This is a genomic window from Mycolicibacterium sp. 624, assembly GCF_040548615.1.
In the GTDB taxonomy this organism is placed as follows: domain Bacteria; phylum Actinomycetota; class Actinomycetes; order Mycobacteriales; family Mycobacteriaceae; genus Mycobacterium.
The window spans coordinates 1-23,472 of sequence record NZ_JBEPRZ010000007.1 but is presented as its reverse complement, the minus strand read 5'-3'; the positions used below and the strand labels follow the sequence as shown (position 1 = coordinate 23,472).

Annotated in this window: 22 protein-coding genes; 10 read left to right on the top strand and 12 right to left on the bottom strand. The window is 66.7% G+C overall.

The window, feature by feature from the left end; all coding sequences use genetic code 11:
* Positions 1 to 17 precede the first annotated feature (17 nt).
* From ABIA65_RS24940 to ABIA65_RS24920, 5 genes are read left to right on the top strand one after another with little or no spacing between them, the layout of a single operon-like run.
* Positions 18 to 1,016: an alpha/beta hydrolase gene (locus ABIA65_RS24940; RefSeq protein WP_354525233.1), complete on the top strand. Its 999-nt coding sequence runs from the start codon at positions 18 to 20 to the stop codon at positions 1,014 to 1,016.
* A gap of 5 nt (positions 1,017 to 1,021) precedes the next feature.
* Positions 1,022 to 1,870 (top strand): SDR family NAD(P)-dependent oxidoreductase, encoded by an 849-nt coding sequence (locus ABIA65_RS24935; RefSeq protein WP_354525422.1) that lies wholly within the window; start codon positions 1,022 to 1,024, stop codon positions 1,868 to 1,870.
* 9 nt (positions 1,871 to 1,879) lie between these two features.
* Positions 1,880 to 2,812: a ferritin-like domain-containing protein gene (locus tag ABIA65_RS24930; protein WP_241400669.1), complete on the top strand. Its 933-nt coding sequence runs from the start codon at positions 1,880 to 1,882 to the stop codon at positions 2,810 to 2,812.
* A gap of 1 nt (position 2,813) precedes the next feature.
* Complete coding sequence (locus ABIA65_RS24925) at positions 2,814 to 4,307, top strand: flavin-containing monooxygenase (protein ID WP_354525232.1); 1,494 nt, start codon at positions 2,814 to 2,816, stop codon at positions 4,305 to 4,307.
* Position 4,308: 1 nt separating this feature from the next.
* Complete coding sequence (locus ABIA65_RS24920; RefSeq protein ID WP_354525231.1) at positions 4,309 to 5,232, top strand: MerR family transcriptional regulator; 924 nt, start codon at positions 4,309 to 4,311, stop codon at positions 5,230 to 5,232.
* 19 nt (positions 5,233 to 5,251) lie between these two features.
* On the opposite strand, the gene guaA is transcribed toward ABIA65_RS24920, so the two are convergent.
* The 3 genes from guaA to ABIA65_RS24905 are packed head-to-tail and all read right to left on the bottom strand — an operon-like array spanning position 5,252 to position 8,299.
* Positions 5,252 to 6,820 (bottom strand): glutamine-hydrolyzing GMP synthase, encoded by a 1,569-nt coding sequence (gene guaA, locus ABIA65_RS24915; RefSeq protein WP_354525230.1) that lies wholly within the window; start codon positions 6,818 to 6,820, stop codon positions 5,252 to 5,254.
* Between the two features lie 23 nt (positions 6,821 to 6,843).
* Positions 6,844 to 7,677: a C39 family peptidase gene (locus ABIA65_RS24910; RefSeq protein WP_354525229.1), complete on the bottom strand. Its 834-nt coding sequence runs from the start codon at positions 7,675 to 7,677 to the stop codon at positions 6,844 to 6,846.
* Between the two features lie 55 nt (positions 7,678 to 7,732).
* Positions 7,733 to 8,299, bottom strand: a complete 567-nt coding sequence (locus ABIA65_RS24905; protein WP_241400674.1) for a TetR/AcrR family transcriptional regulator — start codon at positions 8,297 to 8,299, stop codon at positions 7,733 to 7,735.
* Positions 8,300 to 8,367: 68 nt separating this feature from the next.
* Between ABIA65_RS24905 and ABIA65_RS24900 the strand changes: the two genes are divergently transcribed.
* Positions 8,368 to 9,255: a TauD/TfdA dioxygenase family protein gene (locus ABIA65_RS24900; RefSeq protein ID WP_354525228.1), complete on the top strand. Its 888-nt coding sequence runs from the start codon at positions 8,368 to 8,370 to the stop codon at positions 9,253 to 9,255.
* Positions 9,256 to 9,264: 9 nt separating this feature from the next.
* On the opposite strand, the gene ABIA65_RS24895 is transcribed toward ABIA65_RS24900, so the two are convergent.
* The 3 genes from ABIA65_RS24895 to guaB are packed head-to-tail and all read right to left on the bottom strand — an operon-like array spanning position 9,265 to position 13,761.
* Entirely contained in the window at positions 9,265 to 11,001 is a 1,737-nt protein-coding gene (locus ABIA65_RS24895; protein ID WP_354525227.1) for an FAD-dependent oxidoreductase, read from the bottom strand.
* 60 nt (positions 11,002 to 11,061) lie between these two features.
* Entirely contained in the window at positions 11,062 to 12,189 is a 1,128-nt protein-coding gene (locus ABIA65_RS24890) for a GuaB3 family IMP dehydrogenase-related protein (protein WP_241400677.1), read from the bottom strand.
* 30 nt (positions 12,190 to 12,219) lie between these two features.
* On the bottom strand, positions 12,220 to 13,761 hold the full coding sequence (gene guaB, locus ABIA65_RS24885; RefSeq protein ID WP_241400678.1) for an IMP dehydrogenase: 1,542 nt from the start codon (positions 13,759 to 13,761) through the stop codon (positions 12,220 to 12,222).
* A gap of 182 nt (positions 13,762 to 13,943) precedes the next feature.
* On the opposite strand from guaB, the gene ABIA65_RS24880 reads away from it, so the two are divergent.
* A complete protein-coding gene (locus ABIA65_RS24880) occupies positions 13,944 to 14,351 on the top strand; it encodes a DUF5319 domain-containing protein (RefSeq protein WP_163918866.1) in 408 nt (135 codons plus the stop codon).
* A gap of 17 nt (positions 14,352 to 14,368) precedes the next feature.
* Here the strand turns inward: ABIA65_RS24880 and ABIA65_RS24875 are convergent, their stop codons facing one another.
* The 3 genes from ABIA65_RS24875 to ABIA65_RS24865 form a co-directional block, all read right to left on the bottom strand.
* Positions 14,369 to 15,619 (bottom strand): anti-sigma-D factor RsdA, encoded by a 1,251-nt coding sequence (locus tag ABIA65_RS24875; protein WP_354525226.1) that lies wholly within the window; start codon positions 15,617 to 15,619, stop codon positions 14,369 to 14,371.
* Positions 15,612 to 16,190, bottom strand: a complete 579-nt coding sequence (locus tag ABIA65_RS24870) for a sigma-70 family RNA polymerase sigma factor (protein WP_241400680.1) — start codon at positions 16,188 to 16,190, stop codon at positions 15,612 to 15,614. The genes ABIA65_RS24875 and ABIA65_RS24870 overlap by 8 nt, the downstream gene beginning before the upstream one ends.
* An 84-nt stretch (positions 16,191 to 16,274) precedes the next feature.
* A complete protein-coding gene (locus ABIA65_RS24865; protein WP_241400681.1) occupies positions 16,275 to 17,069 on the bottom strand; it encodes a hypothetical protein in 795 nt (264 codons plus the stop codon).
* A 441-nt stretch (positions 17,070 to 17,510) separates the two neighbouring features.
* Between ABIA65_RS24865 and ABIA65_RS24860 the strand changes: the two genes are divergently transcribed.
* The 3 genes from ABIA65_RS24860 (at position 17,511) to ABIA65_RS24850 (ending at position 20,261) form a co-directional block, all read left to right on the top strand.
* A complete protein-coding gene (locus tag ABIA65_RS24860; protein ID WP_241400682.1) occupies positions 17,511 to 17,801 on the top strand; it encodes a WhiB family transcriptional regulator in 291 nt (96 codons plus the stop codon).
* Positions 17,802 to 17,954: 153 nt separating this feature from the next.
* The gene (locus ABIA65_RS24855; protein ID WP_241400683.1) at positions 17,955 to 18,416 is read left to right on the top strand and encodes an OsmC family protein; all 462 of its coding nucleotides are present in this window, start codon (positions 17,955 to 17,957) and stop codon (positions 18,414 to 18,416) included.
* Between the two features lie 153 nt (positions 18,417 to 18,569).
* Entirely contained in the window at positions 18,570 to 20,261 is a 1,692-nt protein-coding gene (locus tag ABIA65_RS24850) for a hypothetical protein (protein WP_354525225.1), read from the top strand.
* Positions 20,262 to 20,271: 10 nt separating this feature from the next.
* On the opposite strand, the gene ABIA65_RS24845 is transcribed toward ABIA65_RS24850, so the two are convergent.
* The 3 genes from ABIA65_RS24845 to ABIA65_RS24835 all read right to left on the bottom strand — a co-directional run.
* The gene (locus tag ABIA65_RS24845; protein ID WP_354525224.1) at positions 20,272 to 21,774 is read right to left on the bottom strand and encodes an adenylate/guanylate cyclase domain-containing protein; all 1,503 of its coding nucleotides are present in this window, start codon (positions 21,772 to 21,774) and stop codon (positions 20,272 to 20,274) included.
* Between the two features lie 64 nt (positions 21,775 to 21,838).
* Positions 21,839 to 22,636 (bottom strand): enoyl-CoA hydratase, encoded by a 798-nt coding sequence (locus ABIA65_RS24840; protein WP_354525223.1) that lies wholly within the window; start codon positions 22,634 to 22,636, stop codon positions 21,839 to 21,841.
* Positions 22,637 to 22,887: 251 nt separating this feature from the next.
* A partial coding sequence (locus ABIA65_RS24835) for an IS3 family transposase (protein WP_354525222.1) occupies positions 22,888 to 23,472 on the bottom strand: 585 nt, incomplete at its 5' end.

Below are 23,472 nucleotides of genomic sequence, written 5' to 3'. Positions count from 1 at the left end.
GACCAACGGAGGTCCGAATGCCCGCCAATATGGCCGTGACCGGCACTGATCTGCCCGCCCGCGGCTCGCTGCGGTCCCGTGGCGCTGCCGCGATCAGCGGAGTCACCCTGCGACAACTCAGCGCGGTCCTGCCGCCAGAGCACGCCTGGGGACTGTGGGCCTCACGCCGGATCGTCGCCCAGATCATGAACTCGTTCGGACCGTCTCTGGCCGGCACGCGCATCGAACCCGTCGACGTCCGGATGGCCGACGGCAGGCGCGTGGTCGGCGAGTGGGTCCGCGGCCCCGGGGTTGATACCGGCGATCGGGCGATCTACTTCGTGCACGGCAGCGGGTTCGCGCTGTGCTCACCACGCACGCACCGCCGGCTGACCGCGTGGCTGTCCCGACTGACCGGGCTGCCGGTGTTCTGCGTCGACTACCGACTCGCCCCCGCGTATCGGTTCCCCACCGCAGCCGACGACGTCCGCTCCGGTTGGGACTGGCTGTGTTCCGAGCGCGGACTGGCCCCGGACCGCATCTTCATCGCGGGCGACTCGGCGGGCGGCCACCTCGCCGTCGACCTCTTGCTGCAGAACGACATCGAGCACCCCGCCGGGCTCGCCCTGTTCTCCCCGCTCATCGATCTGACCTTCGCACTGGCTCGCACCCGCGAGTACCTGCGACGCGACCCCGCAATCCGCGCGGCCGCCGCCGCCAGGCTCGTCCGACTGTATTGCGCGGGAACAGATCTCGACCACCCGCGCCTAACCCTCGACGTCGCGGGCGGCCGGAGGATGCCACCCACCCTGATCCAGGCGGGCGGCGGCGAGATGCTCGTCGCCGATGCTCGCAGACTGGCCGCCGACGTCACCGCGGCGGGCGGTCGGTGCGAGCTGCAGGTGTGGCCCGACCAGGTGCACGTGTTCCAGGCCCTGCCTCGCCTGACCCCCGAGGCCGCGCCCGCCATGCGCCACGTCGCCGCGTTCATCGCCGACTCGATGCACCAGCACGACGCGGAGCGGGTCGCGGGGTGAGAGTGTTGGGCATCCTCGGATCCCGCGGGCGCAGCAAGGCCGCCGACGCCGTCATCACCGGCGCGGGCAGCGGCATCGGCGCTGCGTTCGCCGTCGAACTCGCGAAGCGGGGCGGCCGAGTGGTGTGCAGCGACCTCGACGAGGCCACGGCGCGCACCACCGCCGACAACATCACCGCGGCGGGCGGTCAGGCAATCCCGTTGCGCTGCGACGTCTCCCGTATCGACGACGTCCAACGGCTGGCCGAGCAGGCGCAGACCTGGTTCGGCGGTCCCCCATCGTTGGTGATCAACAACGCCGGCGTCGGGGCGGGCGGCCAGCCGATCGGCGAGGCCGGACTCGACGATTGGAACTGGGTTCTCGGCATCAACCTGTGGGGTCCCATCCACGGCTGCCACGTGTTCACGCCGATCCTGCGCGAGGCCAGCCAGACTGGTGACGACCGGCCGCGCGGCATCGTCAACGTCGCGTCGGCGGCGGCATTCGGCGCGGCACCAGGGATGGCCGCCTACAACGTCAGCAAGGCCGGCGTGCTGTCACTGTCGGAGACGCTGTCCGCGGAACTTGCCGGGACCGGGATCGCCGTCACCGCACTGTGTCCGACGTTCGTCAAGACCAACATCGTCTCGGCGGGTCGAATCAGCGAGCAGTCCACGGAGCTGGCCGACCGGCTCATGCGCTGGACCGGATTCTCCCCGGAGCGCGTGGCCCGCAGCTGCCTCGACACCAACGACCGCGGCGGCCTCTACTGCATGCCGCAGCCTGACGCCAGGATCGGTTGGGGCGTCAAGCGTTTGACCCCGACGGTGTACACCCGTGCCGTCGGACTGACCACCCGCATCAGAACACCCTAGGAGGTAACCATGGCCCCCAAGTCAAGGCTCGACATGGACGCGATGCTCGCCAAGATCAAGGACCGGCAGTGGGCGCTGGCAGACATCGACTGGGATGCACCGGGTGCCGAGACCATCACCGACGAGATGCGGCCCAAGCTCAAGGCCTTCATGGCCGACCTGTGCTGGATCGAGAATATCGGTGCCCGTGGATTCGCCGCGCTGGCCAAGAAGGCGCCGACACCGACGATCGCGGAGATCTACCGCTACTTCCACGCCGAGGAGCAGCGCCACGCGAACGCCGAGCTAGCGCTGATGCAGCGGTGGGGAATGCTCGAGGACGGTGAGGTTCCCGAGCCGAACGTCAACATCAGGCTTGCGATCGACTGGCTGGACCGCTGGGCCGACGATATGCCGCTGTCGCTGCTGGGCACGGTGATCCCGATGCTGGAGGTCGCCCTCGACGGTGCGCTGCTGAAGTTCCTGCTCGACGAGGTGTCTGATCCGGTGTGTCATCAGGTCTTCGAGAAGATCAACAACGACGAGTCCCGGCATCTCGTGGTCGATTTCGAGGTGCTCGACATGATCGGGCAGGCCAAGATCCGGCGGTTGCTGATCGACTTCGTCGGCCACAACGCCACGCCGGGTCTGATCATCGGCGCGATCATGGGTGCACCGCTGATCAACAGGATCCGCAACGAGATCGTCGCCATGGGTATGGAGCCGGAACGGCTGTACAAGGCCGTGAAACGGTTCAAGGAACTCGGCGATCGGGGCGAATCCACCCGGCGGGTACCGACTTACCGCTTCCTACGGCGATATGCAGGCGTGGTCACCAACCCCCGCCACCCCTACCATCTGTTGGCCAACTCGATGGTCTGGCTCTCCGACCGGTACCCGCGGCCGCTGCTGCCGTCGGTGCCGAGCTGGGTCAACGAGGTCACCCACGAGCCGGCGGCCTGACGTGGCGAGTCGCGTATACGACACGATCATCGTCGGCACCGGCTTCACCGGGATCGGCGCGGCCATCAAACTGACTCAGGCCGGGGTCGACGACTTCGTCATCCTCGAACGCGAGGGCCGCGTCGGCGGAACATGGCGGGACAACACCTATCCCGGTGCGGCATGCGATATCCCGTCGCTGCTGTACTCGTTCTCGTTCGTGGCGAACCCGACGTGGTCACGGGCGTACTCACCGGCCGAGGAGATCCGCCGCCACATCGAGGCCATGGTCGAGGAGTTCGACCTGACCCCCCGAATCCAGTTCGGCGTCGAGGTCAACGGGTTGGTGTTCAACGAGGACGACGGCACCTGGGCCATCAAGACCAAGGGCCGCAAGACGTTCCGGGCCCGCACCGTGGTCCTCGCCTCGGGCCCGCTGCCCGACCACAAGCTGCCCGACATCAGGGGTATCGACACCTACGAGGGCACCAAGATTCACAGCGCCCGGTGGGACCACGACTACGACTTCACCGGTAAGCGGGTGGCCGTCATCGGCACCGGTGCCAGTGCCGTGCAGATCGTGCCCGAACTGGTCAAACAGGCCGCGTTCGTCAAGGTGTTCCAGCGCACCCCTGGATGGGTGATGCCACGGTTGGACATCGCCACGCCCCAGCGGGCCCAGACGTTGTTCGCCAAGGTTCCTGCCGCACAACGGATTGCCCGCCAGGCGCTGTACTGGGGTCACGAGGCCAGCGCCACCGCACTGGTGTGGGACTCACCGCTGACCGGCGTCGTCGCCCGGCTCAGCAAGGCCCACCTGCGCCGTCAGGTCAAGGATCCGTGGCTGCGCCGTCAGCTCACCCCCGACTTCACGCCTGGATGCAAGCGCATGCTGATCTCCAGCGACTACTACCCCGCGCTGCAACGCGACAACTGCAAGCTCATCGACTGGCCGATCGCCACCATGAGCCCCGTGGGCATCCGCACCAGCGACGGCATTGAGCACCACCTCGATGCGATCGTCTTCGCCACCGGTTATGACGTGCACCTGTCCGGTCCGCCGTATCCGGTCACCGGGATCGGCGGCCGGTCGATGGCCGACGAGTGGTCGGGCGGTGCGCAGGCCTACAAGAGCATCAACGCCCACGGCTATCCGAACCTGTTCATCATGACCGGCCCCAACTCGGGCCCCGGCCACAACTCGCTGCTGGTGTACGTGGAGGGTCAGCTCGACTACGCCGTCGCGGGCATCACCACGATCCTGCGCAATCAGCTGCGCTATCTCGACGTGCGCGAGGACGTCCAACGCCGCTACAACGAGCGGCTACAGCAGCGGTTGACCAAGACGACGTGGATGAGCGGCTGCAACAGCTGGTACCTGACCGCCGACGGATTCAACGCGTCGATGTACCCGGGCTTCGCCACCCAGTATCTTCGACAGATGCGCGACTTCAGATTCGGCGACTATGAGGCGGTGGCACGCGATGCGCGCGCCACCCTCACATCGTCTGCCTGACATGACCCCAGCCAAGCCTCCTCGGCAGCCGGCGGGCGCCATCTCGACGATCCTGGGCGGGTTGCGTCGCGCACCCCGCCAGATCCGAAGGGGCTCCCGCGACGTCATCGAGAACGCGGTGTCGCAATTGTTCGACGCCGCGGTCCAACCGCATGGCATCGAGTCCTCCGGCGAGTACCGCATCGAGGAGCTGGCCCGGCTGGCAGGCACCACCACACGCAACATCAGGGTGTACCGCGACCGCGGTCTGTTGCATCCGCCGCTGCGGGTCGGCCGCATCGCGTTGTTCAACGACACCCACCTGACCCGACTGCGCCTCATCACCTCGATGCTCGAGCGGGGCTACAACATCGCGCATGTCAACGAGATGCTGTCGGCCTGGGAGCAGGGCAAGGACCTCGGCGACATGCTCGGCCTGGAGTCCGCGATCGCCGGCAGCTGGGCCACCGAGCGGCCTGAGCGGATGTCGGAGGCAGAGGCCCGGCAGCTGGTCAATGACGATGACGCATTCGAGCGGATGCTGGGCAACGGGGTGCTCAAACGCGATCCCGACGACGCCGACCGGATAACCGTGGTGCGCCCCAAGCTGATCGAGATCTTTAACGAGATCCACGAATACGGCGTCGCCACCTCCAAGCTCGTCGACCTGCACGAGCAGATCACCCCGCTCATCGACCAGATCAGCGGACTGCTCGTGGCTGCCGGAGTCGAGCACGTCGTCGATCGACTCAAGCCCGGTGCGGTGCTGCCACCGGATACCGAACTCGCCGAACTGATCACGATGCTGGTGCGGTTCCGCACGCAGGCGGTCAGTGCGGTGACGGCGACGCTGGCCTTCTCGATCGAGTCGACCATCGAATCGGCGGTGAGTCAGATCCTCGGCGACTTCATCGCCAAGGAGGCCGAGCACGAGCCCGAGGCCTGACGGTCCCTGCGGCCCGCCGTCACTCCCACTCGATGGTGCCCGGCGGCTTGCTCGTCACGTCGAGGACCACCCGGTTGACCTCGGGCACCTCGTTGGTGATTCGCGTCGAGATGCGTTCCAGCACTTCGTAGGGCACCCGCGTCCAGTCCGCCGTCATGGCGTCCTCGCTCGACACCGGGCGCAGCACGATCGGATGACCGTAGGTGCGTCCGTCACCCTGCACGCCGACGGACCGGACATCGGCCAGCAGCACCACCGGGCACTGCCAGATCTGGTTGTCCAGGCCCGCTGCGGTGAGTTCCTCGCGCGCGATGGAGTCCGCCCGGCGCAGCGTGTCCAGCCGCGACGCGGTCACCTCGCCGACGATCCGGATGGCCAGACCAGGTCCCGGGAAGGGCTGGCGCCCAACGATTTCCTCGGGCAGGCCGAGTTCACGGCCGACGGCCCGAACCTCGTCCTTGAACAGCAGCCGCAACGGCTCGACGAGCTTGAACTTCAGGTCGGCGGGCAGGCCGCCCACGTTGTGGTGGCTCTTGATGTTGGCGGTACCGGTGCCGCCGCCCGACTCCACGACGTCCGGATACAACGTGCCCTGGACCAGGAACTCGACGTCCGAGTCGCTGGAGGCGGCGTCGTCGATGGTGTCGCGCACCGCACCCTCGAACGCACGGATGAACTCGCGGCCGATGATCTTGCGCTTGCCCTCGGGGTTGGTCACACCGGACAGGGCCTCGAGGAAGCGTTCCTCGGCGTCGACCGTGACGAGTTTCGCGCCCGTCGCCGCGACGAAGTCGCGTTGCACCTGACCGCGCTCGCCGGCGCGCAGCAGGCCGTGGTCGACGAACACACATGTCAGGCGGTCACCGATGGCGCGCTGCACCAGCGCGGCCGCCACAGCGGAGTCGACGCCGCCCGACAGGCCGCAGATCGCCCGGCCGTCGCCGATCTGGGTGCGGACCTGTTCGACGAGTGCGTCGGCGATATTAGCCGCGGTCCACGTCGCGTCGATCCCGGCAAACTCGTGCAGGAACCGGCTCAGAATCTGCTGCCCGTGCGGCGTGTGCAGAACCTCGGGGTGGTACTGCACCCCGGCGAGACGACGGGAGCGGTCCTCGAACGCCGCGACCGGCGCCCCGGCACTGGTGGCGACGACGTCGAAACCGGCGGGCGCCTCGGTGACGGCGTCACCGTGGCTCATCCACACCGGCTGGCTCTCCGGCAGGTCCGAATGCAGTTGTCCCCCGGTGACATTCAGCGTGGTGCGGCCGTACTCGCTGGAGCCGGTGTGCGCGACGGTGCCGCCGAGGGCCTGGGCCATCGCCTGGAAGCCGTAGCAGATACCGAAGACCGGGATCCCGAGATCGAACATCGCCGGGTCGAGTCGAGGCGCTCCCTCGGCGTACACGCTGGCGGGGCCGCCGGAAAGGACGATCGCCTGAGGATCCTTGGCCTTGATCTCCTCGATGGTCGCGTTATGCGGGATCACCTCGGAGTAGACCCGCGCTTCGCGGACACGTCGCGCGATGAGCTGCGCGTACTGCGCGCCGAAGTCGACGACCAGGACGGGGCGGGGGGCTGCAGATTCCACCCGGTCAGTCTAGTGGGGTCCAATCAGCGCGGATTGGTGACAACGAGTTCGTGGTCACCGGTCTGCCACGCCTGCTCGAACACGTCCATGGTCACCTGTTCACCGCGGGTGTCCTCGCCGCCGCTGTCCCCGAGGTAGACGATGTCGTTGTCGACGTCGATCGCCGCGACGGTGATCAGATGACTGCAGTTGGTTCGGTCGCCCTCGGTGTCCCAGATGATCTTCGAGTTCACACAGACGATGGCCTGCTGGCCATTGCCCAGGTAGTCCATGAGCGCCTCGATGCCCGTCTCAGTCCCACCGTCGTCAGCGACAAAATCGTTGGTGTATTCAGCGCCGATTCCGTACTGATCCAGCAACAGGAGCAGGTCTTTCGTGCACGTCCCGTGGCCGACTCCGCCGTCGGCCGGGTCGATGCTCTCGTCGTACACCGGCTCACCCGGTGAGCACTTGCTGGGCGTGTTGGCCGCAAGGTCGATTATCTGACGCTCGGTCGGGGGCTGGTCGGTGATCTCACCGATGACGGCCCGCGTTGCCATCAGCCCGCAGTCACCCTCGGACTGCTGCTCCCAGTTCCGGGTCGCGGCGTCGGGGTCGCCGTAGACCCCGCTGTACTCGTTGGGACCATCCTGCTCGTCCCGGGCGGCGACGGACGCCTCAATCTTCGCGCGGTCCCCACCCGGCTTCGGCCGGGCGACCTCGGCACAACCCCAGTTCGACTCGGCGGCCGCATCACTTGTCGTCTCAGCTGGGGGCGAGTCCGAGCCGCAGGCAGTACCGAAGAAGGCAGCCGCGGCGGCCAGGCAGATCGCGACCCGTCGGGCTCGTGCTCGCCGACTGTTTGAAATGACAACCATCGACAGAAACTAACAAAGCAGGTCGCCCCCTGGCGGGCCTTTACTGACGCAGCCGTCACCGAGGTTCGGTGAGATCGGCTGCCGCCGCGGCTATGGACTCGCGAACGACGGCGTCGTCGACCGCGTCCAGGCCGAGCGCGGTGCGCAGAAAGGGCTGGAAGAGATGCCAGCCGAGTTGCAGTGCAACGACGTTCGCGGCCGCGAGCTTGGCGCTGGTGTCGTCATCGAAGCGAGGGCGGAGCTGCTCGAGTAGTTCGGTCAGATTCGGGAAGCTGCTCTGCAACTGCCCCACCGGATAGCCGTCCAGCAGCGCGCGAGCCATCACCCGAAAGTGCCGGCCAGCAGCCTGTTCGATCTCTGCCTGCGTCGCGCCGGCGCGGCGCAGGTCGGTGATGTTGCCCGCGAGGTGATCGAGAACCGAACCGACGAGGCGGTCCTTGGTACCGAAGTGACGGAACACCAGCCCGTGGTTGACCTTCGACCGTGTCGCGACATCGCGGATCGAGGTGGCGGCCGGCCCCCGTTCCGCGAACAACTCGGATGCGGCCTCGAGCACTGCTGCCGCCACTTCCTCACGCCCCACCGGGGCCGCGACCTGCTTGGATGGCGGCCGTGTAGTCATCTGGCTACACTAGCCGAGGCATGGTGTAGTCACTTGACTACACCGCACCGAGTGAACGAGGAGACCACATGACATCGGCCCCGACCATCACCAAGCTCGGCAGCCGCATCGGCGCCCGCGTCGATGGGGTGGCTCTCGACGGCGACCTGCCCAAGGACACCGTCGCGACAATCCGCGCCGCCCTGCTGGAACACCGGGTGATCTTCTTCCGCGGCCAGGACCAGCTCGACGACGAGCGCCAGAACGCGTTCGCACGACTGCTGGGAACCCCGGTCGGGCACCATGCCCTGAAGCAGGACGGTGCCCCGCTCATCACGCCGATCGACTCCGAGTACGCCAAGGCAACCCGCTGGCACACCGACGTCACGTTCGTCCCCGACTACCCCTCCGCATCGATCCTGCGCGCCGTGACACTGCCCGAATACGGCGGCTCGACGCTGTGGGCATCCACGGCCGCGGCCTACGACGCGCTGCCCGCGCCGCTCAAGACACTCACCGAGAATCTGTGGGCCGTGCACAGTAATCGGTACGACTACGCCGCCGCGCCTGTGGCCGAAGTGAACGACGAGCAGCAGCGATTGCGCGACGCCTTCATGAAGCCCGACTTCCGCACCGAGCATCCGGTGGTACGGGTTCATCCCGAGACCGGTGAGCGCACCCTGCTGGCCGGAGACTTCGTCCGCGGATTCCTCGGCCTGGACAGCCATGAGTCACAGACCCTGCTCGAGTTGCTACAGCGTCGGATCACCATGCCCGAGAACACCATCCGATGGAACTGGGCACTGGGCGACGTCGCCATCTGGGACAACCGGGCCACCCAGCACCGCGCGGTCGACGACTACGACAATCAGCGCCGCGTCATGCACCGGGTGACGCTGACCGGCGACGTGCCCGTCGACGTGCACGGGCAGTCCAGCCGTCCGCTCGCCGATGCAGCACTGCTGGTGGCGAGCTGAGCCGGTCGATCAGCCTGCGGAGCTGACCGGCTCGATCGGCAACCGCCGCAGGGCCGCAGGCGCTGTCGCCGGCACGACCGGATGTCCGGGCGCGACCGGCGCCAGCCTGCGGTACGGGTCTCCCTGATCGGGTCGCAGATCGTTCTCACCCTTGTTCGGCCAGAGCGAGGCGGCCCGTTCAGCCTGCGCGGTGATCGACAGCGATGGGTTCACCCCGAGGTTGGCCGAGATCGACGCACCGTCCATGACGTGCAGCGTCGGGTAGTTGTACACCCGCTGGTACGGGTCGATGACACCGTGCTCGGGGCTGTCACCGATCGCGGCGCCGCCGAGGAAGTGCGCGGTCAGCGGGATGTTGAACAGCTCCCCCCACGTGCCTCCGGCAACGCCGTTGATCTTCTTGGCGATACGCCGGGTGACCTCATTGCCCGCCGGGATCCACGTCGGGTTCGGCTCACCGTGGCCCTGCTTGCTGTCCAACATGCGGAAGCCGAACTTCGTCTTCCTGGTGAAGGTGGTGATCGAGTTGTCCAGGTGCTGCATGACCAGCGCGATCACGGTGCGCTCGCTCCACTGCCTGGGATTGAGCATTCGCAGCATCTGCTTCGGATCCTCGCCCGCCTGATCCAGCAGCTGCCGCCACCGCGGGGTGTCAGTGCCCTGCGGTCCGGTGCCGTCTGTCATCAGCGTCTGCAGCAGACCCATCGCGTTCGAGCCCTTGCCGTAGCGCACGGGTTCGACGTGGGTGTCGCTCGTCGGGTGGATCGACGACGTGATCGCCACACCGTGAGTGAGGTCGTACTCGCCGGTGACCTTCAGGGTGGCGGCGCCGACGATGGACTCCGAGTTGGTCCGCGTCAGCACGCCGAGCTTGTCGGACAGCTTGGGCAGCTTGCCCTTGTCACGCATCTTGAACAACAGCTTCTGCGTGCCATAGGTGCCCGCGGCGAGGACGACGTGGCGCGCCGTGAACGTCTTGCGCCTGCGGCGCAGCTTGCTGCCGGTGCGCGCGGTGCGCACCTCCCACAGCCCGTCTGGGCGCTGTTCGAAACCGGTGACGATGGTCAGCGGATGCACCTGTGCACCAGCCGATTCCGCTAATCCCAGGTAGTTCTTGAGCAGAGTGTTCTTGGCGCCGTACCGGCAGCCCGTCATACATGCTCCGCACTCCAGACAGCCGGTCCGCGCCGGGCCCGCACCGCCGAAGTACGGGTCGGGCACCGTCTTGCCCGGCACCTTCTCGCCATCGGGCCCGAAGAACACACCGACGGGCGTCGGGACGAACGTGTCGCCGACACCCATATCGTCGGCGACCTCCTTCATGATGCGGTCGGCATCGGTGAACGTCGGGTTGGTCACGACGCCGAGCATCCGCTGAGCCTGGTCATAGTGCGGCATGAGCTCGGCACGCCAGTCGGTGATGTCCTTCCACTGCGCGTCGTTGAAGAACGGATCCGGCGGCACGTACAGCGTGTTGGCGTAGTTGAGCGACCCGCCGCCGACACCGGCGCCGGCCAGGATCATCACGTTGCGCAGCAAGTGGATGCGCTGGATGCCGTACATGCCGAACTGCGGCGCCCACAGGAACTTGCGCAGGTTCCACGATGTCTTCGCGAAGTCCGCGTCCTCATAGCGCCGGCCGGCCTCCAGCACGCCGACTCGGTAGCCCTTCTCGGTGAGCCGCAGCGCGCTGACGCTGCCCCCGAAGCCCGAGCCGATGATCAGGACGTCGTAGTCAGGATCCATGCCAACAGTATGAACTTACCGACCGGTAACTAGCTAGACAGGGGACCCTAACTTGTAAAGCTAGCTGCCGACGGCCAGACCGACCTTCTGGAACTCCTTGAGATCGCAGTAGCCGGCCTTGGCCATCGCGCGGCGCAGACCGCCCACGAGGTTCAGCGACCCGAACGGGTCATCGGATGGCCCGGACAGCACCTGCGCCAAGGACGGCCGCTCACCCAACGCGACCTGCAGCAGCGCACCACGCGGCAATGACGGGTGCGCGGCGGCCGACGGCCAGAACCAGCCGCCGCCCTGTGACTCCTCGGCAGCGGCGAGCGGTGTGCCCAGCACCACGGCGTCGGCGCCGCACGCGATGGCCTTGGCCAGCTCGCCTGAGGTGTGGATGTCGCCGTCGGCGAGCACGTGCACGTAGCGGCCGCCGGTCTCATCGAGATACTCCCGCCGCGCGGCGGCGGCGTCGGCGATCGCGGTCGCCATGGGCACGCTGATGCCCAGCACCTCATCACTGGTCGTGACACCGGCGGTGGAACCGTAGCCGACGATGACGCCTGCGGCTCCGGTGCGCATCAGATGCAGCGCCGTGCGGTGATCGAGGACGCCGCCAGCCACGACGGGCACGTCCAGTTCGGAGATGAATGTCTTGAGGTTCAGCGGTTCGCCATCGGACGCGACCCGCTCGGCCGAGATGATGGTGCCCTGGATGACCAGCAGGTCGATACCCGCCGCCACCAGCGTGGGGGTCAGTGCCTGCGCGTTCTGCGGGCTGACCCGCACCGCGGTGACAACGCCGGCGTCTCGGATGCGCATGACCGCGGCACCGAGCAGCTCGGGATCCAGTGGGGCGGCGTGCAACTGCTGAAGCATCCGGATCGCCGCCGTCGGATCAGGCTCCTTGGCCGCGACCTCGATCACCTCGGCGACCCTGGCCTCGACGTCGGCGTGCCTGCCGATCAGGCCCTCGCCGTTGAGCACGCCCAGCCCACCCTGCTTGCCCAGTTCGATGGCGAACTCGGGCGAGACCAAGGCGTCGGTGGGATGGGAGACGACCGGGATCTCGAAGCGGTAGGCATCGAGCTGCCATGTCGTCGACACGTCCTGCGAGGACCGGGTTCGCCTCGACGGCACGATGTTGATGTCGTCGAGTTCATAGGTCCGTCGGGCGTTTCTGCCCAACCCGATTTCAACCATGTCACGCATGCTGACTAGATTCCCCCGGCCCTAACGGGCGTAGTAGTTGGGTGCTTCGACGGTCATCGTGATGTCGTGCGGATGGCTCTCCTTGAGACCTGCCGCGGTGATCTGCACGAACTGCGCCTGCTGCAACTGCTCGATGGTGGCCGCGCCCGTGTAGCCCATGGCCGCGCGCAGACCACCCGTCAACTGATGGATGACGGTGGACAGCGGACCGCGGAACGGAACCCTGCCCTCGATGCCCTCGGGGACGAGCTTGTCCTCGCTCAGCACGTCGTCCTGGAAGTAGCGGTCCTTCGAGTAGGACTTCTGGGTGCCCCGGGTCTGCATCGCTCCCAGCGATCCCATGCCTCGGTAGCTCTTGAACTGCTTGCCGTTGACGAAGATGAGGTCACCCGGGGACTCCGCGGTGCCAGCCAGCAGGGAGCCCAGCATCGCGGTCGAGGCGCCCGCGGCGAGTGCCTTCGCAATGTCACCCGAGTACTGCAGGCCACCGTCGGCGATCACCGGCACGCCGTGCGGCGCGCATGCCGCCGTGGCCTCCAGGATCGCGGTGATCTGCGGTGCGCCGACTCCCGCGACGACGCGCGTGGTGCAGATCGAACCGGGCCCGACGCCCACCTTCACCGCGTCTGCGCCTGCCTCGACCAACGCAGCGGCCGCGGCACGGGTGGCGATGTTGCCGCCCACCACCTCCACGCGGTCGCCCATCGTGGACTTGACCCACGCGACCATGTCGAGCACGCCGCGGTTGTGCGCATGCGCTGTGTCCACGATGAGCACGTCGACGCCGGCGTCTGCCAGTGCCATCGCGCGCTCGCGCGCATCGCCGCCGACTCCGACGGCCGCACCGACCAGTAGCCGGCCGTCACTGTCCTTCGTGGCGAGCGGGAACTGCTCGGTCTTGACGAAGTCCTTGACGGTGATGAGGCCCGTCAGCTTTCCGTGGCCGTCGATGATCGGCAGCTTCTCGATCTTGTGCCGGCGCAACAGGCCGAGCGCGGCGTCAGCGGTGACACCCTCCTGCGCGGTGATCAGCGGCGCCTTGGTCATCACCTCGGCGACGGGCTTGCTCATATCGGCTTCGAAACGCATGTCGCGGTTGGTGATGATGCCGACGAGCGCCCCTGCCGGGTCCACCACGGGCAGACCCGAGATCCGGAACCGGGCACACATGGCGTCGACCTCGGCCAGTGTGTTCTCGGGCGAGCACGTCACGGGGTCGGTGACCATGCCCGCCTCGGAGCGCTTGACGGTCTCGACCTGGCCGGCCTGCTCGGCCACCGACACGTTGCGGTGCAGGACACCCATGCCGCCCGCCCGCGCCATCGCAATCGCCATCCGGGCCTCGGTGACGGTGTCCATCGCGGAACTCACGAGCGGGACGCGCAGCCGGATCTTGCGAGTCAGCTGGCTCGACGTGTCCACGTTCGCGGGAATCACGTCCGAGGCGGCGGGAAGCAGGAGCACGTCGTCGAACGTGAGCCCGAGCATCGCAATCTTGGTCGGGTCGTCGCCGCCGGTGGGCACCGGAACGGCGAGGGGAAAACTACGTTCAGCGATCGACATGGGTGAGGCCTCCCAAAGCGGGGCACATAGAGACGTTTAGGTGTCCATCTTATCGGCACGTACCCACGTGATCTGGTTCACGCCAGATCACGCTCGGTTGATCTTGGAATCCGACGCCAACACTCCCCCGCGGCGGCGTGGACGGCTGGCGCGATAGCCGCGCCGCTGCGTAGTGTGGAACCGTGCGTGATCACCTGCCGCCGGGTCTGCCGCCGGACCCGTTTGCCGACGACCCATGTGATCCGTCTGCTGCGCTCGATGCGATCGAGCCCGGCCAGCCGCTGGACCCGCAGGAACGCATCGCGGTTGAGGCCGATCTCGCCGACCTGGCGGTATACGAGGCCCTGTTGGCCCACAAGGGCATTCGCGGCCTGGTTGTCTGCTGCGACGAGTGCCAGCAGGACCACTACCACGACTGGGACATGCTGCGCGCAAACCTGCTGCAGCTTCTGGTCGACGGTACGGTCCGTCCCCACGAGCCGGCCTACGATCCGGAGCCCGACGCCTACGTGACGTGGGACTACTGCCGCGGTTACGCAGATGCCTCGCTCAACGAGGCGACATCGTCGGACTCCGACGGCTATCGCTGACGGCGTAACCGCTCAGATCATTCACCGCCACCCGGCGCCACGACTGTGGTCGTCACGGGTGCGACGCTCTCCTCGCCCTCATCGGTCGACTCCTCGCGCACGGTCGACGGCGCCGCCGACGTCGTGACCGCCGTCCTGGGCGCACTCGCGGGCTGACTCGGCTCCGCGGCCGGGGCTTGGCTCACCGGGGGCGCTTCGGCGACCGGAGCCGTTGGCACCGTCGTCGTGGCGGTCACGGTGGACGTCGCGGCCTTGGTCGCGGTTGTCGTCGTCGGCGCCGTCGTCGTAGGAGCCGTTGTTGTCGGAGCCGTTGTCGTCGGGGCGGTGGTCGTCGACGGGGCCGTCGTGGTCGACGTGCTGGGTGGCGCGGTCGTCGTCGAGGTCGGCACCGAACTGGTCGGTGTTGAACTCGGCGGTGTTGAACTCGGCGGCGTTGACGTCTCGGTCGGGCTCGTCGGCGAGGTTGACGGCAGCGACGAATCCGACGGCGGTGTGAGCAGCACCTCGGGTCCGGGGGTGTCAGTCGGCGACGGCAGCGACGTGTCCGACGGTGATGCCGGGACTGACGTCGGGGCTGACGTGGTGTCTTCGATGACGGGAACGGGCAGCAGCGTCAGCGGCGAGTCGGGCAGAACCGGCATGGGGTCGCCCACCGGGGGCAGCGTCGCCGCGGGGTTCTGCTCGACGACCTTGTAGGTCAGGGCGTTCCACTGCTCGATCAGGTCGTGCTTGCTATCCACCTGCTCGACGCTCTGCACGGTGGTCGACAGCGCGACGAGCTTGTCCTGGGCCTGATCCCACTGGCCCTGCTCGACCAGTCGCTGAACCTCGGCCAGCTCGGTCTGCGCGGCGAGCACCACCTGATCGTCACGGGTGGCCTTCTGGTCGCCGAAGAACATCGTCCGCACGCCATACAGACCGTCGCCGGGTGCCGCACCGTAGACGGCCGCACCGAATCCGCCGAGGCACAACACGGCCGCGGCGGCGGAACCGACGACGGCCAGATGCCCGCGGCCAACACGTCGGGTGGAGGGCTGGCCCGCACGCAGGGCCTCGACGGCGTCCTGCTCGGTGATCGTTACGGAGGTCGGCGTCTCGCGGACACCGTCGCGCCAGTCGGCGAACAGGAACGCCAGTTCTGCCTCTTCGCGATCCGTCGAGTAGGCCTGCCGGTTGGAACTCAACGCCTCGATGAACTGATCGACGCGGTTGATCTCGTTGAGCGACGGGTCTCCCCCGTTGGAGGACCAGCGACCGTAATCAGCCATGGTCTGGTCCCGTCGCTACGATTTCGGCCTTCAACCGCGCCAGCGCGCGGTGCTGTGCCACACGGACGGCGCCCGCCGTACTGCCGACCGCCTCGGCGGTCTCCTCGGCGCTCATTCCGACGACGACGCGCAGGATCACGATCTCGCGCTGCTTTTCGGGCAGGGTGGCCAGCAGCTTGTCCATCCGGGCGGCCGACTCGGAGTCGATCGCCATCTGCTCGGGTCCGGCGTCTCTCGACGGCCGGTCCGGCAGGGTGTCGGTTGCATCGCTCTTGTTACGCCCAGCAGCGCGGTGGGAGTCAGCAACCTTGTGTGCGGCGATGCCATAGACGAAGGCCAGGAACGGTCGTCCCTGATCCCTATAGCGCGGCAGCGCCGTGATGGCGGCCAAGCACACCTCCTGAGCCACGTCGTCAGCTGATACACCACTTCGTTCCGCGGTTCCGATCCTCGCCCGGCAATACCGGACGATGATCGGGCGGATGGTCTCCAGCACTATCCGGAGCGCGTCTCGATCGCCGGCCACCGCCTGAGCAACGACAGCATCGAGACCATCTCCCGAAATTGTCATCGTGCGCGATCTCTCCAGCGTTACGGATGGGGCGCAATCCCCATGCTCAGATAAAGACTAATGATCCCGTTGCAGCGGGCAGAATCAGCGGACCGTCCATGCGCCGCCCCTGCGACGTACCGTATCTGCGGACACGTCACGAATGGTGGCGATGTCCTCCGGCGTGTTCGAGGCGCTGCCGACATCGGCAAGCAAACACGCCAAAGCCCAGCTCAGCGGCACCAGACCCAGACGCTGCGCGAGACCGAGGGCCGCATCTGCGACACGGCTGGATGCGGACGTCTCGCCGCTGCAACACAGCGCGGCGGCCAACACGACCTCTGACTTCACGGCGTGTCGCATCGAACCGGTGCTTCCGGCCAGCGTGACGGCCCGCTCGGCATGGTCGACCGCCGCCGCCCCCTCGCCGGTCACCATCGCCAGCTCGGCCGACACCCACGCCAACCGGACGGGTATGCGCGCCGCGAGGCCACACGCCGAGCCGCGCGCAACGGTGTCGCGCGCCCTTCGGAGCAGCCGGGCCGACGCCGCGAACCGGCCAACGCCGAGCGCGTCGGCGGCCAGTCCGATGAGCGCATCGGCCTCCGCCTCGAGGTCGCCGCCGGCCTGAGCCCACGCCCGGCCGTCCCACACCCTGGCTGCCTCGTGACCGCCGAGCTGGCGCAGGAACGAAGCCCTGGTGCTGAGCGCAAGCGATGCGAGCGGCCCCGCTGCGCCTGACATCCGACCCAACGTGTCGAGATCGGCCAGAGCGCTGGCGTAACGGCCCTGGCCACCCGCCGCGACCGACCGGTGCCAGAGGTCGACGGCGGAGTGCGCGGCGGGCAACGGCCAGTGGCCCGGCACGGCCCCGAACGCAGCGTCGGACAACGTAGTCATCGAATCGGCACGCTATCAACACCGGCTAAACCACGCCCCGAGAACCCGGTACCGGCGGATACACGCCGAGAAAGTGTTGCCAACTCAACATTGGTTAACACTTGATGGACCAAATGTTAATTCGATGTCAACTCCCTACTGAGGGGCGACAACGCACCGCACGGACCGTTCGTCACCAACAGCGAAAACACGGCCGAACGTCTTGATCTTGAATTTCCGCAACCATGTTTGGGATTGCAGTCCAGTGGCAAAGATGAACGTGACGTAAATTCTCGAGCAGCGGATACACCCCTGAGCGCTTGCGCGGGCCCTTGACTGGATTTCGTGAGTCCTTCTACGTTGTGTGCACGAGTTGTCATCGGCGACATGTACTCGAAATGGTTTTACGACCTCGCGCATTCTCAGAATTGCGAAAGAATCGCGTAGAGAGGGGATTTCCCAATGCCACAGCCACAGCAGCTGCCTGGACCCAACGCCGATATCTGGGATTGGCAAATGCAAGGGCTTTGCCGGGGCGTCGAGTCATCGGTGTTCTTCCACCCCGACGGAGAACGCGGCCGCGCCCGCGCGCAACGCGAGATGCGCGCCAAGGAGATGTGCCGCGCCTGCCCGGTGATCGCACAGTGCCGTTCGCACGCACTCGGTGTCGGTGAGCCATATGGAATCTGGGGCGGCCTGAGCGAGGCCGAGCGCGAGCTGTTGCTCAAGAGAGGAATTCGCCGCTCCGCCTGATCCACGACCAACGCAGAGAACCCCATCCCCGGGCGACCGGGGTGGGGTTCTTCGTGTTCCATCGGTGAGTCAATGGCCCGCTCTCCAGTCCTCGAACGTGCGACCATCGGATTCGCCCGGGCCTGGGCGCTGAACTCCGCCGAGGAGAGTTGCATGACAGACGACCAGACTGGCGATCCCGCTGCGTCCTCCGAGGGCACGGTCACCGTGACGGAGGCAGGTGCTGGGACCTACACACAGCAGATCACCCTCGGGCGCCATCGGCTCGTCGCTGACGAGCCACTGCCGATCGGCGACGACGCGGGGCCGACACCCTACGATCTGCTGCTGGCCAGCCTCGGGTCATGTACGTCCATGACGGTACGGATGTACGCCAACGGGAAGGGCTGGCCGCTCGAGCGCGTTCGAGTCACACTGCGACACCAACGTATTCACGCCGAGGACTGTGCTGATTGCGAGACCAAGAAGGGATGGATCAACCAGATTGATCTCCACGTCGAATTGGTGGGCAATCTCGACGAGACTCAACGGCAACGGCTATTACAGATCGCGCAGCGTTGCCCGATTCATCAGACGCTGACCTCAGAGGTTCACATCACGACCACATCGCAGTGACCGCGACGATGACGCATCGTAGGTTGCACGAGCGTCAAGGACGGGCTGGGCTAAGTCGGGGCCAAGCGACCGAAATGTGCTATACAGGGCTGTCTTTGCGTTCGCTGAGACACTGCTCTCAGCTTCCTTAGCTACGACAACAAAGGATCATGAATGGCAGCCCATTCGGCGGCGCATCGCACCCATCGCAAGAGCGGCAGGCATCGTGCCCCGTCGGAGCCAAGGATTGCTCGGTACGCCTGGCTGGGCGCAGGCGCCGTCACACTCGGCATCGGTGCGGCCATGGCGAACGGGGCTGGCGTCGCCGGCGCGGACACCGGTGCGGACGACGGGTCGACATCAAGCGCGACACAGTCGACACCCGCTGCACAAACACCCAACGACGGTGGTTCACAGCCGAACAAGGGTCCCGACACCAAGCCCGTGAGCACGATCGGGTCGGGCCGTGACGACGCCGTCGACGATGAGGCTGTCGAGCCGAGTCCGGGCGGGTCGAGTGCAGGCGGGTCGACGAGTCCGTCGTCGTCGGCCGGCAACCCGCCGGTGACATCCGTCGCGGCAAGCGGCGGCAACGTGAAGACCGTGATCAAGCACGGCGACAAGATCGCGAACCTCCTTCGCGCGAACGCGAAGAAGTCCGACAAGCTCGCCCCTGCCGAGGCCACCGCAGCCACCGAGGACGTCAAGAGCGTCGAGGACGCGGCAGTCGAGGACGTCACGGCGCCCCCGTCGACGTCACCGTCCACCGTCCCCGGAACACCTTCCAAGCCGCTCGCGCTGGTGACCGATGTCGAGCCAGACCCGGTCATTGACCTCGTGGAGGAACCGGCACCCAAGGCCGGTGAGGCACCGGTGCCGTGGAGCCTGAATCCGTTCCGGCCGATGCCGCCCGAGCCGGCCCCCAACGACATGCCGGGCCCGATCTGGGACGTCGAGAAGGCCATCCTCAAGGCCTTCGACCCCGCGCCGTTCCTGAAGCCGTTCGTCCGTGAGGGCTTCGAAGCCGGGTTCCGGGTCAGTCAGATGATCCCGTTCGTCAACGCGGTGATCCCGGCCATCAACATCGTCAATCAGCTCCCGAACCTGGCCAGCCCTGATCCGACGGTTGTCCGGGCCGCGGCTCAGAGCATCGTCAACAACCTCATCGTGACCCTGCACCCGGTTTCGGTGCTGTACTACGCCTACGACGAGGTCGCGGACCTCATCAACCTCGAGTACGAGGCGCAGGTGCTCAAAGAGTGGTTCTACTCGACAACCTGGAACCTCCTCGACCCCTTCGCGCTCCTGCACAACAGAGGCGACTCGGGCCTGCCCCTGTCGCCGTCGACCCCGACGTCGCCATCCCAGACTGCCCCGGAAGTCATTCTTGCGGCCTCGACCAGTGCCATCGCCGCAACCACCGACGACCCGGGGTCGAATCCGTTCCGCGCGAACGATCCCGACCCCACCGCAATGCCGAAGTCATTGCTTGAGGTCCGCAACATCATCATGTCCGCCCTCCCCAACGAGGTGGACCCGATTTTCCGCGAGGCATTCGAGTTCGTCTACCGGACAAGCCAGATGGTGCCGTTCGTCAACGCCGTCGTCCCGATAACGCAGGTTATTCCGGCGATCATCCAGGCGATCGGTGGCGACAGGGCTGGCGCCCAGATCGCCATCAATCAACTGCTCCTCACCACGGGGCCGCTATCGATCCTGTTCTACGGCTACGACCAGATCGCCGACCTGCTCAATGTCGAGGAAGCCGCCTTCGCCGCGAAGGAGTTGCTCTACATCAGCCTGTGGGACGGCCTCGATCCGACGGGGCTGCTGCACAACGTGGGCGATTCCGGCCTGCGCCGCTGAACGAGTCGGCTCACGCCGTTGGGTTGAGGCCATAGACGTGCACCGGGGCTGACTTACCTTTCAGGGCATGAGATCCCCGCTCGGTCAGCCCGGGTGGCCGAGCGACAAGTGCGTCGACGCAGTGACCGGTGAGCAGGATCGCATCACCGGTCGCTTTCGTGAGCTGCTCGACGCGGGCTGCGACATTGACGGTGTCACCGATCAACGTGAACTCGAGCTTCCCGCCACCACCGATGGTGCCCGCGATCACCACACCGGTGTTGATCCCGACGCCGATCCGCAGCACGCCGCCGAACCGCTCGCCCACCAGGCGGTGAATCAGCACCGCGGCGCTCACCGCCTCGTCGGCATGATCCGCGAGGTCGTTGGGGGCGCCGAAGACGGCCAGCGCGCCGTCACCGAGGAACTTGTTGACGTGCCCACCCGCGTCCACGACGGCGGGCACCACGATCTCGAACAGCGCGTTGAGCCGAGCGACGGTGTCCTCGGCCGTGTTCGCCTCCGCGAACGGCGTGAAGTCCCGGATGTCCACGAACATCACCGTCACCTCGCGACGCTCGCCGCTGAACACATCGTCGCCCTGCTCCAGCAGCCGCGCCGCCAAACCCGGGTCGACGTAGATCCCGAACGCGGCCTGAAGTCGTTGCCGCTCAGCCAAACCCGCCTGCATACGGTTGAACGACGCCGCCAGCGCGCCGAGGTCATCGTCCTGCACCACCGGTAGACGTTGACTGTAGTCACCGGCAGCAACACGCTCAGTTCCTCTGGTGAGATCTCGAATGGGTTGCAGGAGAGGAGAGTATGCGGCCCAGAGCAACGGCCCGCAGACAACCACCAGCGCACCGCCGAGCGCGACGGCGAGCACAGGGCCTCGCCTGCCCACATCGAACACGTCTCCCAGCAACGCGCCCAAAACGGCGAACGCAAACCCCACCGCGAGCATGGCCGCGATAGTCCACGTGGTGAACGTCGGACGAGAGCGAGGCAGGGAATCACCGATTCCCGCACCCGAGGTGAGCGCAGCCCTAGCGGGCCGCAACGCTCCCTCGGTGTAGCTGTGCACAGTGATCAGCTGGCCAGCAGTTGCGGCGATCGCGCCCGTGACCGCGTACTGGACCAGCCGTGACCCGCTCGCTCCGGCAATCGTCCCGACACCAACGAACAGCGCCGCGGCCCAGACAACGGTGAGGACCACCGACCTCACAATCGCTGCCCGGCCATACCTGTAGGTGGCCTGTAGCGCGCTCGCTCGATCGACGTCCTCGCCAGCGGCCCACTGCTCACCGAGGCGGACCCCACTCGTACCGGGAAGTATCAGCACGTACAAGTAGGCGAGTACGGCGACCACGTTCACCGCGACCACTTCGATGTAGCGATCAGATCTCTCGAAGGCGACGATGGCCAGCGACCAACCTAGATAAATCGGCAGCGCCAGCGGGAACGTGAGCACCCAACACGCCCACGAATACCTGGCCCCGTACCGATCCCACGCCCACTGCCAGATGCGGTCCATGCCAATAGACGAAACACCTCTGGAGAAGGTGAAGTACGGGTTTTCCGGGTTCTCTGCGGCCGGGCTAAGTCGTTGACGCCGGCGCCGCCAACCAACTGGGCGGGCGCTTCTCAATGAAGGCCTGGACGCCCTCGAGCGCGCTCGGATCCATCATGTTGCAGGCCATGGTCGCGCCCGCGTCCTGATACGCGGATTCGATACCGACCTCGATCTGGCGGTAGAACAGGGACTTCCCCACCGCGACGGCGACGGCCGGCTTGGCAACAATGCGCGCTACCAGCTCCTCGACCGCGTCGTCGAGCGCATCGGCCGCAACCACCCGGTTGACCAGCCCCAACACGCGCGCCTCCTCGGCAGAGACGAATTCCCCCGTAACGAGCATCTCGAAGGCTGCTTTACGCGGCACATTGCGGGACAGCGCCACGCCCGGGGTCGCGCAGAAGAGCCCGACATTGATGCCGCTGACCGCGAAGCGTGCGTCATCGCTCGCCACCGCGAGGTCACACATCGCGACGAGCTGGCAGCCCGCAGCAGTCGCGAGCCCATGAACACGGGCGATCACCGGGACCGGCACGCGCTGGATCGCGAGCATCACGGCTGTGCACTGTGCGAACAAGCGCTCGTAGTACTCGAGAGAAGGCTCGGCCCGCATTTCCTTCAGGTCGTGGCCAGCGCAGAAGGCCTTGCCGGTTGCTCCGAGCACAACGACGCGGACCCCGTCATCATCGGCAAGCGCGTCGACGGCGTCACCTAGCGCCGCGAGCATCGCCTCGGACAGTGCGTTGAATGTCTTGGGGCGGTTCAGTGTCAGCGTCACGACGCCGCGATCATCGCGGTGTTGCAGCAACAGCGGTTCGTCCATCGCGTTGACCTCTTTCGATTGCCGCGGCGTTGATGACCGTGCTCGCGCAGCTAGACGCATTCTTCCCTTCGCTGCGCATACGCGCGACCACATCAGCCCCGCGCCCTGCTTCTAACTAGGCCGGCTGACCCGCCAACTCACGTTTGACCGTCCACACGGTGCCGCGGATCGGAATGTGCCTCCCGAAACGAAAGCACCCCCGGCCCACAGGATGAAGTGGTCCCCAGAAGTTGGACTCTGGCGTTTGGAGCTTAAGCCGCAAGGGTCTGAGCCCGGTATTGGACCGGGCTCAGGCCCTTGAGCTTTGTGGAGATCCGCTCGGTGTTGTACCAGTGGATGTAGGCGTCGAGTGCGGTGGTGAACTCCTCTACGGTGTCGAATCGGTTGCAGTGAAACATTTCTGACTTGAGATGGCCGAAGAAGTTCTCGGCCACGGCGTTGTCGTGGCAGTTGCCTTTACGTGACATCGACTGCTTGGCATCCGCGTCGGCGAGCAGCCCCCGCCAGGATCGGTGCCGGTAGTGGAATCCCTGGTCGGAGTGCACCAGGGGCCGCTGGCCGGGTTGCAGGGTGGCGATCGCCGAGGTCAGGGAGGAGTTGGTCAACTCCAGGTTCGGCGAGAATGACCACGAGTGCGCCACCACTGACCGGTCGAACAAGTCGATCACCGGCGACAGGTAGACCTTGCCAGCCCCGACGCGGAACTCGGTCACGTCGGTCACCCACTTCTGGTTGGGCGCTGTAGCGGTGAAATTGCGGGCAAGCACGTTCTCGGCGACCTGGCCGACCTCACCTTGAAACGAGTTGTAGCGACGGCGCCGCCGCACCCTGCAGAA

Coding starts and splice junctions, on each gene's coding strand:
- ABIA65_RS24940 (WP_354525233.1), top strand. CDS start 18: ATGCCCGCCAATATGGCCGTGACCGGCACTGATCTGCCCGCCCGCGGC.
- ABIA65_RS24930 (WP_241400669.1), top strand. CDS start 1,880: ATGGCCCCCAAGTCAAGGCTCGACATGGACGCGATGCTCGCCAAGATC.
- ABIA65_RS24920 (WP_354525231.1), top strand. CDS start 4,309: ATGACCCCAGCCAAGCCTCCTCGGCAGCCGGCGGGCGCCATCTCGACG.
- ABIA65_RS24910 (WP_354525229.1), bottom strand. CDS start 7,677: ATGGTTGTCATTTCAAACAGTCGGCGAGCACGAGCCCGACGGGTCGCG.
- ABIA65_RS24905 (WP_241400674.1), bottom strand. CDS start 8,299: ATGACTACACGGCCGCCATCCAAGCAGGTCGCGGCCCCGGTGGGGCGT.
- ABIA65_RS24900 (WP_354525228.1), top strand. CDS start 8,368: ATGACATCGGCCCCGACCATCACCAAGCTCGGCAGCCGCATCGGCGCC.
- ABIA65_RS24895 (WP_354525227.1), bottom strand. CDS start 11,001: ATGGATCCTGACTACGACGTCCTGATCATCGGCTCGGGCTTCGGGGGC.
- ABIA65_RS24890 (WP_241400677.1), bottom strand. CDS start 12,189: ATGGTTGAAATCGGGTTGGGCAGAAACGCCCGACGGACCTATGAACTC.
- guaB (WP_241400678.1), bottom strand. CDS start 13,761: ATGTCGATCGCTGAACGTAGTTTTCCCCTCGCCGTTCCGGTGCCCACC.
- ABIA65_RS24875 (WP_354525226.1), bottom strand. CDS start 15,619: ATGGCTGATTACGGTCGCTGGTCCTCCAACGGGGGAGACCCGTCGCTC.
- ABIA65_RS24870 (WP_241400680.1), bottom strand. CDS start 16,190: ATGACAATTTCGGGAGATGGTCTCGATGCTGTCGTTGCTCAGGCGGTG.
- ABIA65_RS24865 (WP_241400681.1), bottom strand. CDS start 17,069: ATGACTACGTTGTCCGACGCTGCGTTCGGGGCCGTGCCGGGCCACTGG.
- ABIA65_RS24860 (WP_241400682.1), top strand. CDS start 17,511: ATGCCACAGCCACAGCAGCTGCCTGGACCCAACGCCGATATCTGGGAT.
- ABIA65_RS24855 (WP_241400683.1), top strand. CDS start 17,955: ATGACAGACGACCAGACTGGCGATCCCGCTGCGTCCTCCGAGGGCACG.
- ABIA65_RS24850 (WP_354525225.1), top strand. CDS start 18,570: ATGGCAGCCCATTCGGCGGCGCATCGCACCCATCGCAAGAGCGGCAGG.
- ABIA65_RS24845 (WP_354525224.1), bottom strand. CDS start 21,774: ATGGACCGCATCTGGCAGTGGGCGTGGGATCGGTACGGGGCCAGGTAT.
- ABIA65_RS24840 (WP_354525223.1), bottom strand. CDS start 22,636: ATGGACGAACCGCTGTTGCTGCAACACCGCGATGATCGCGGCGTCGTG.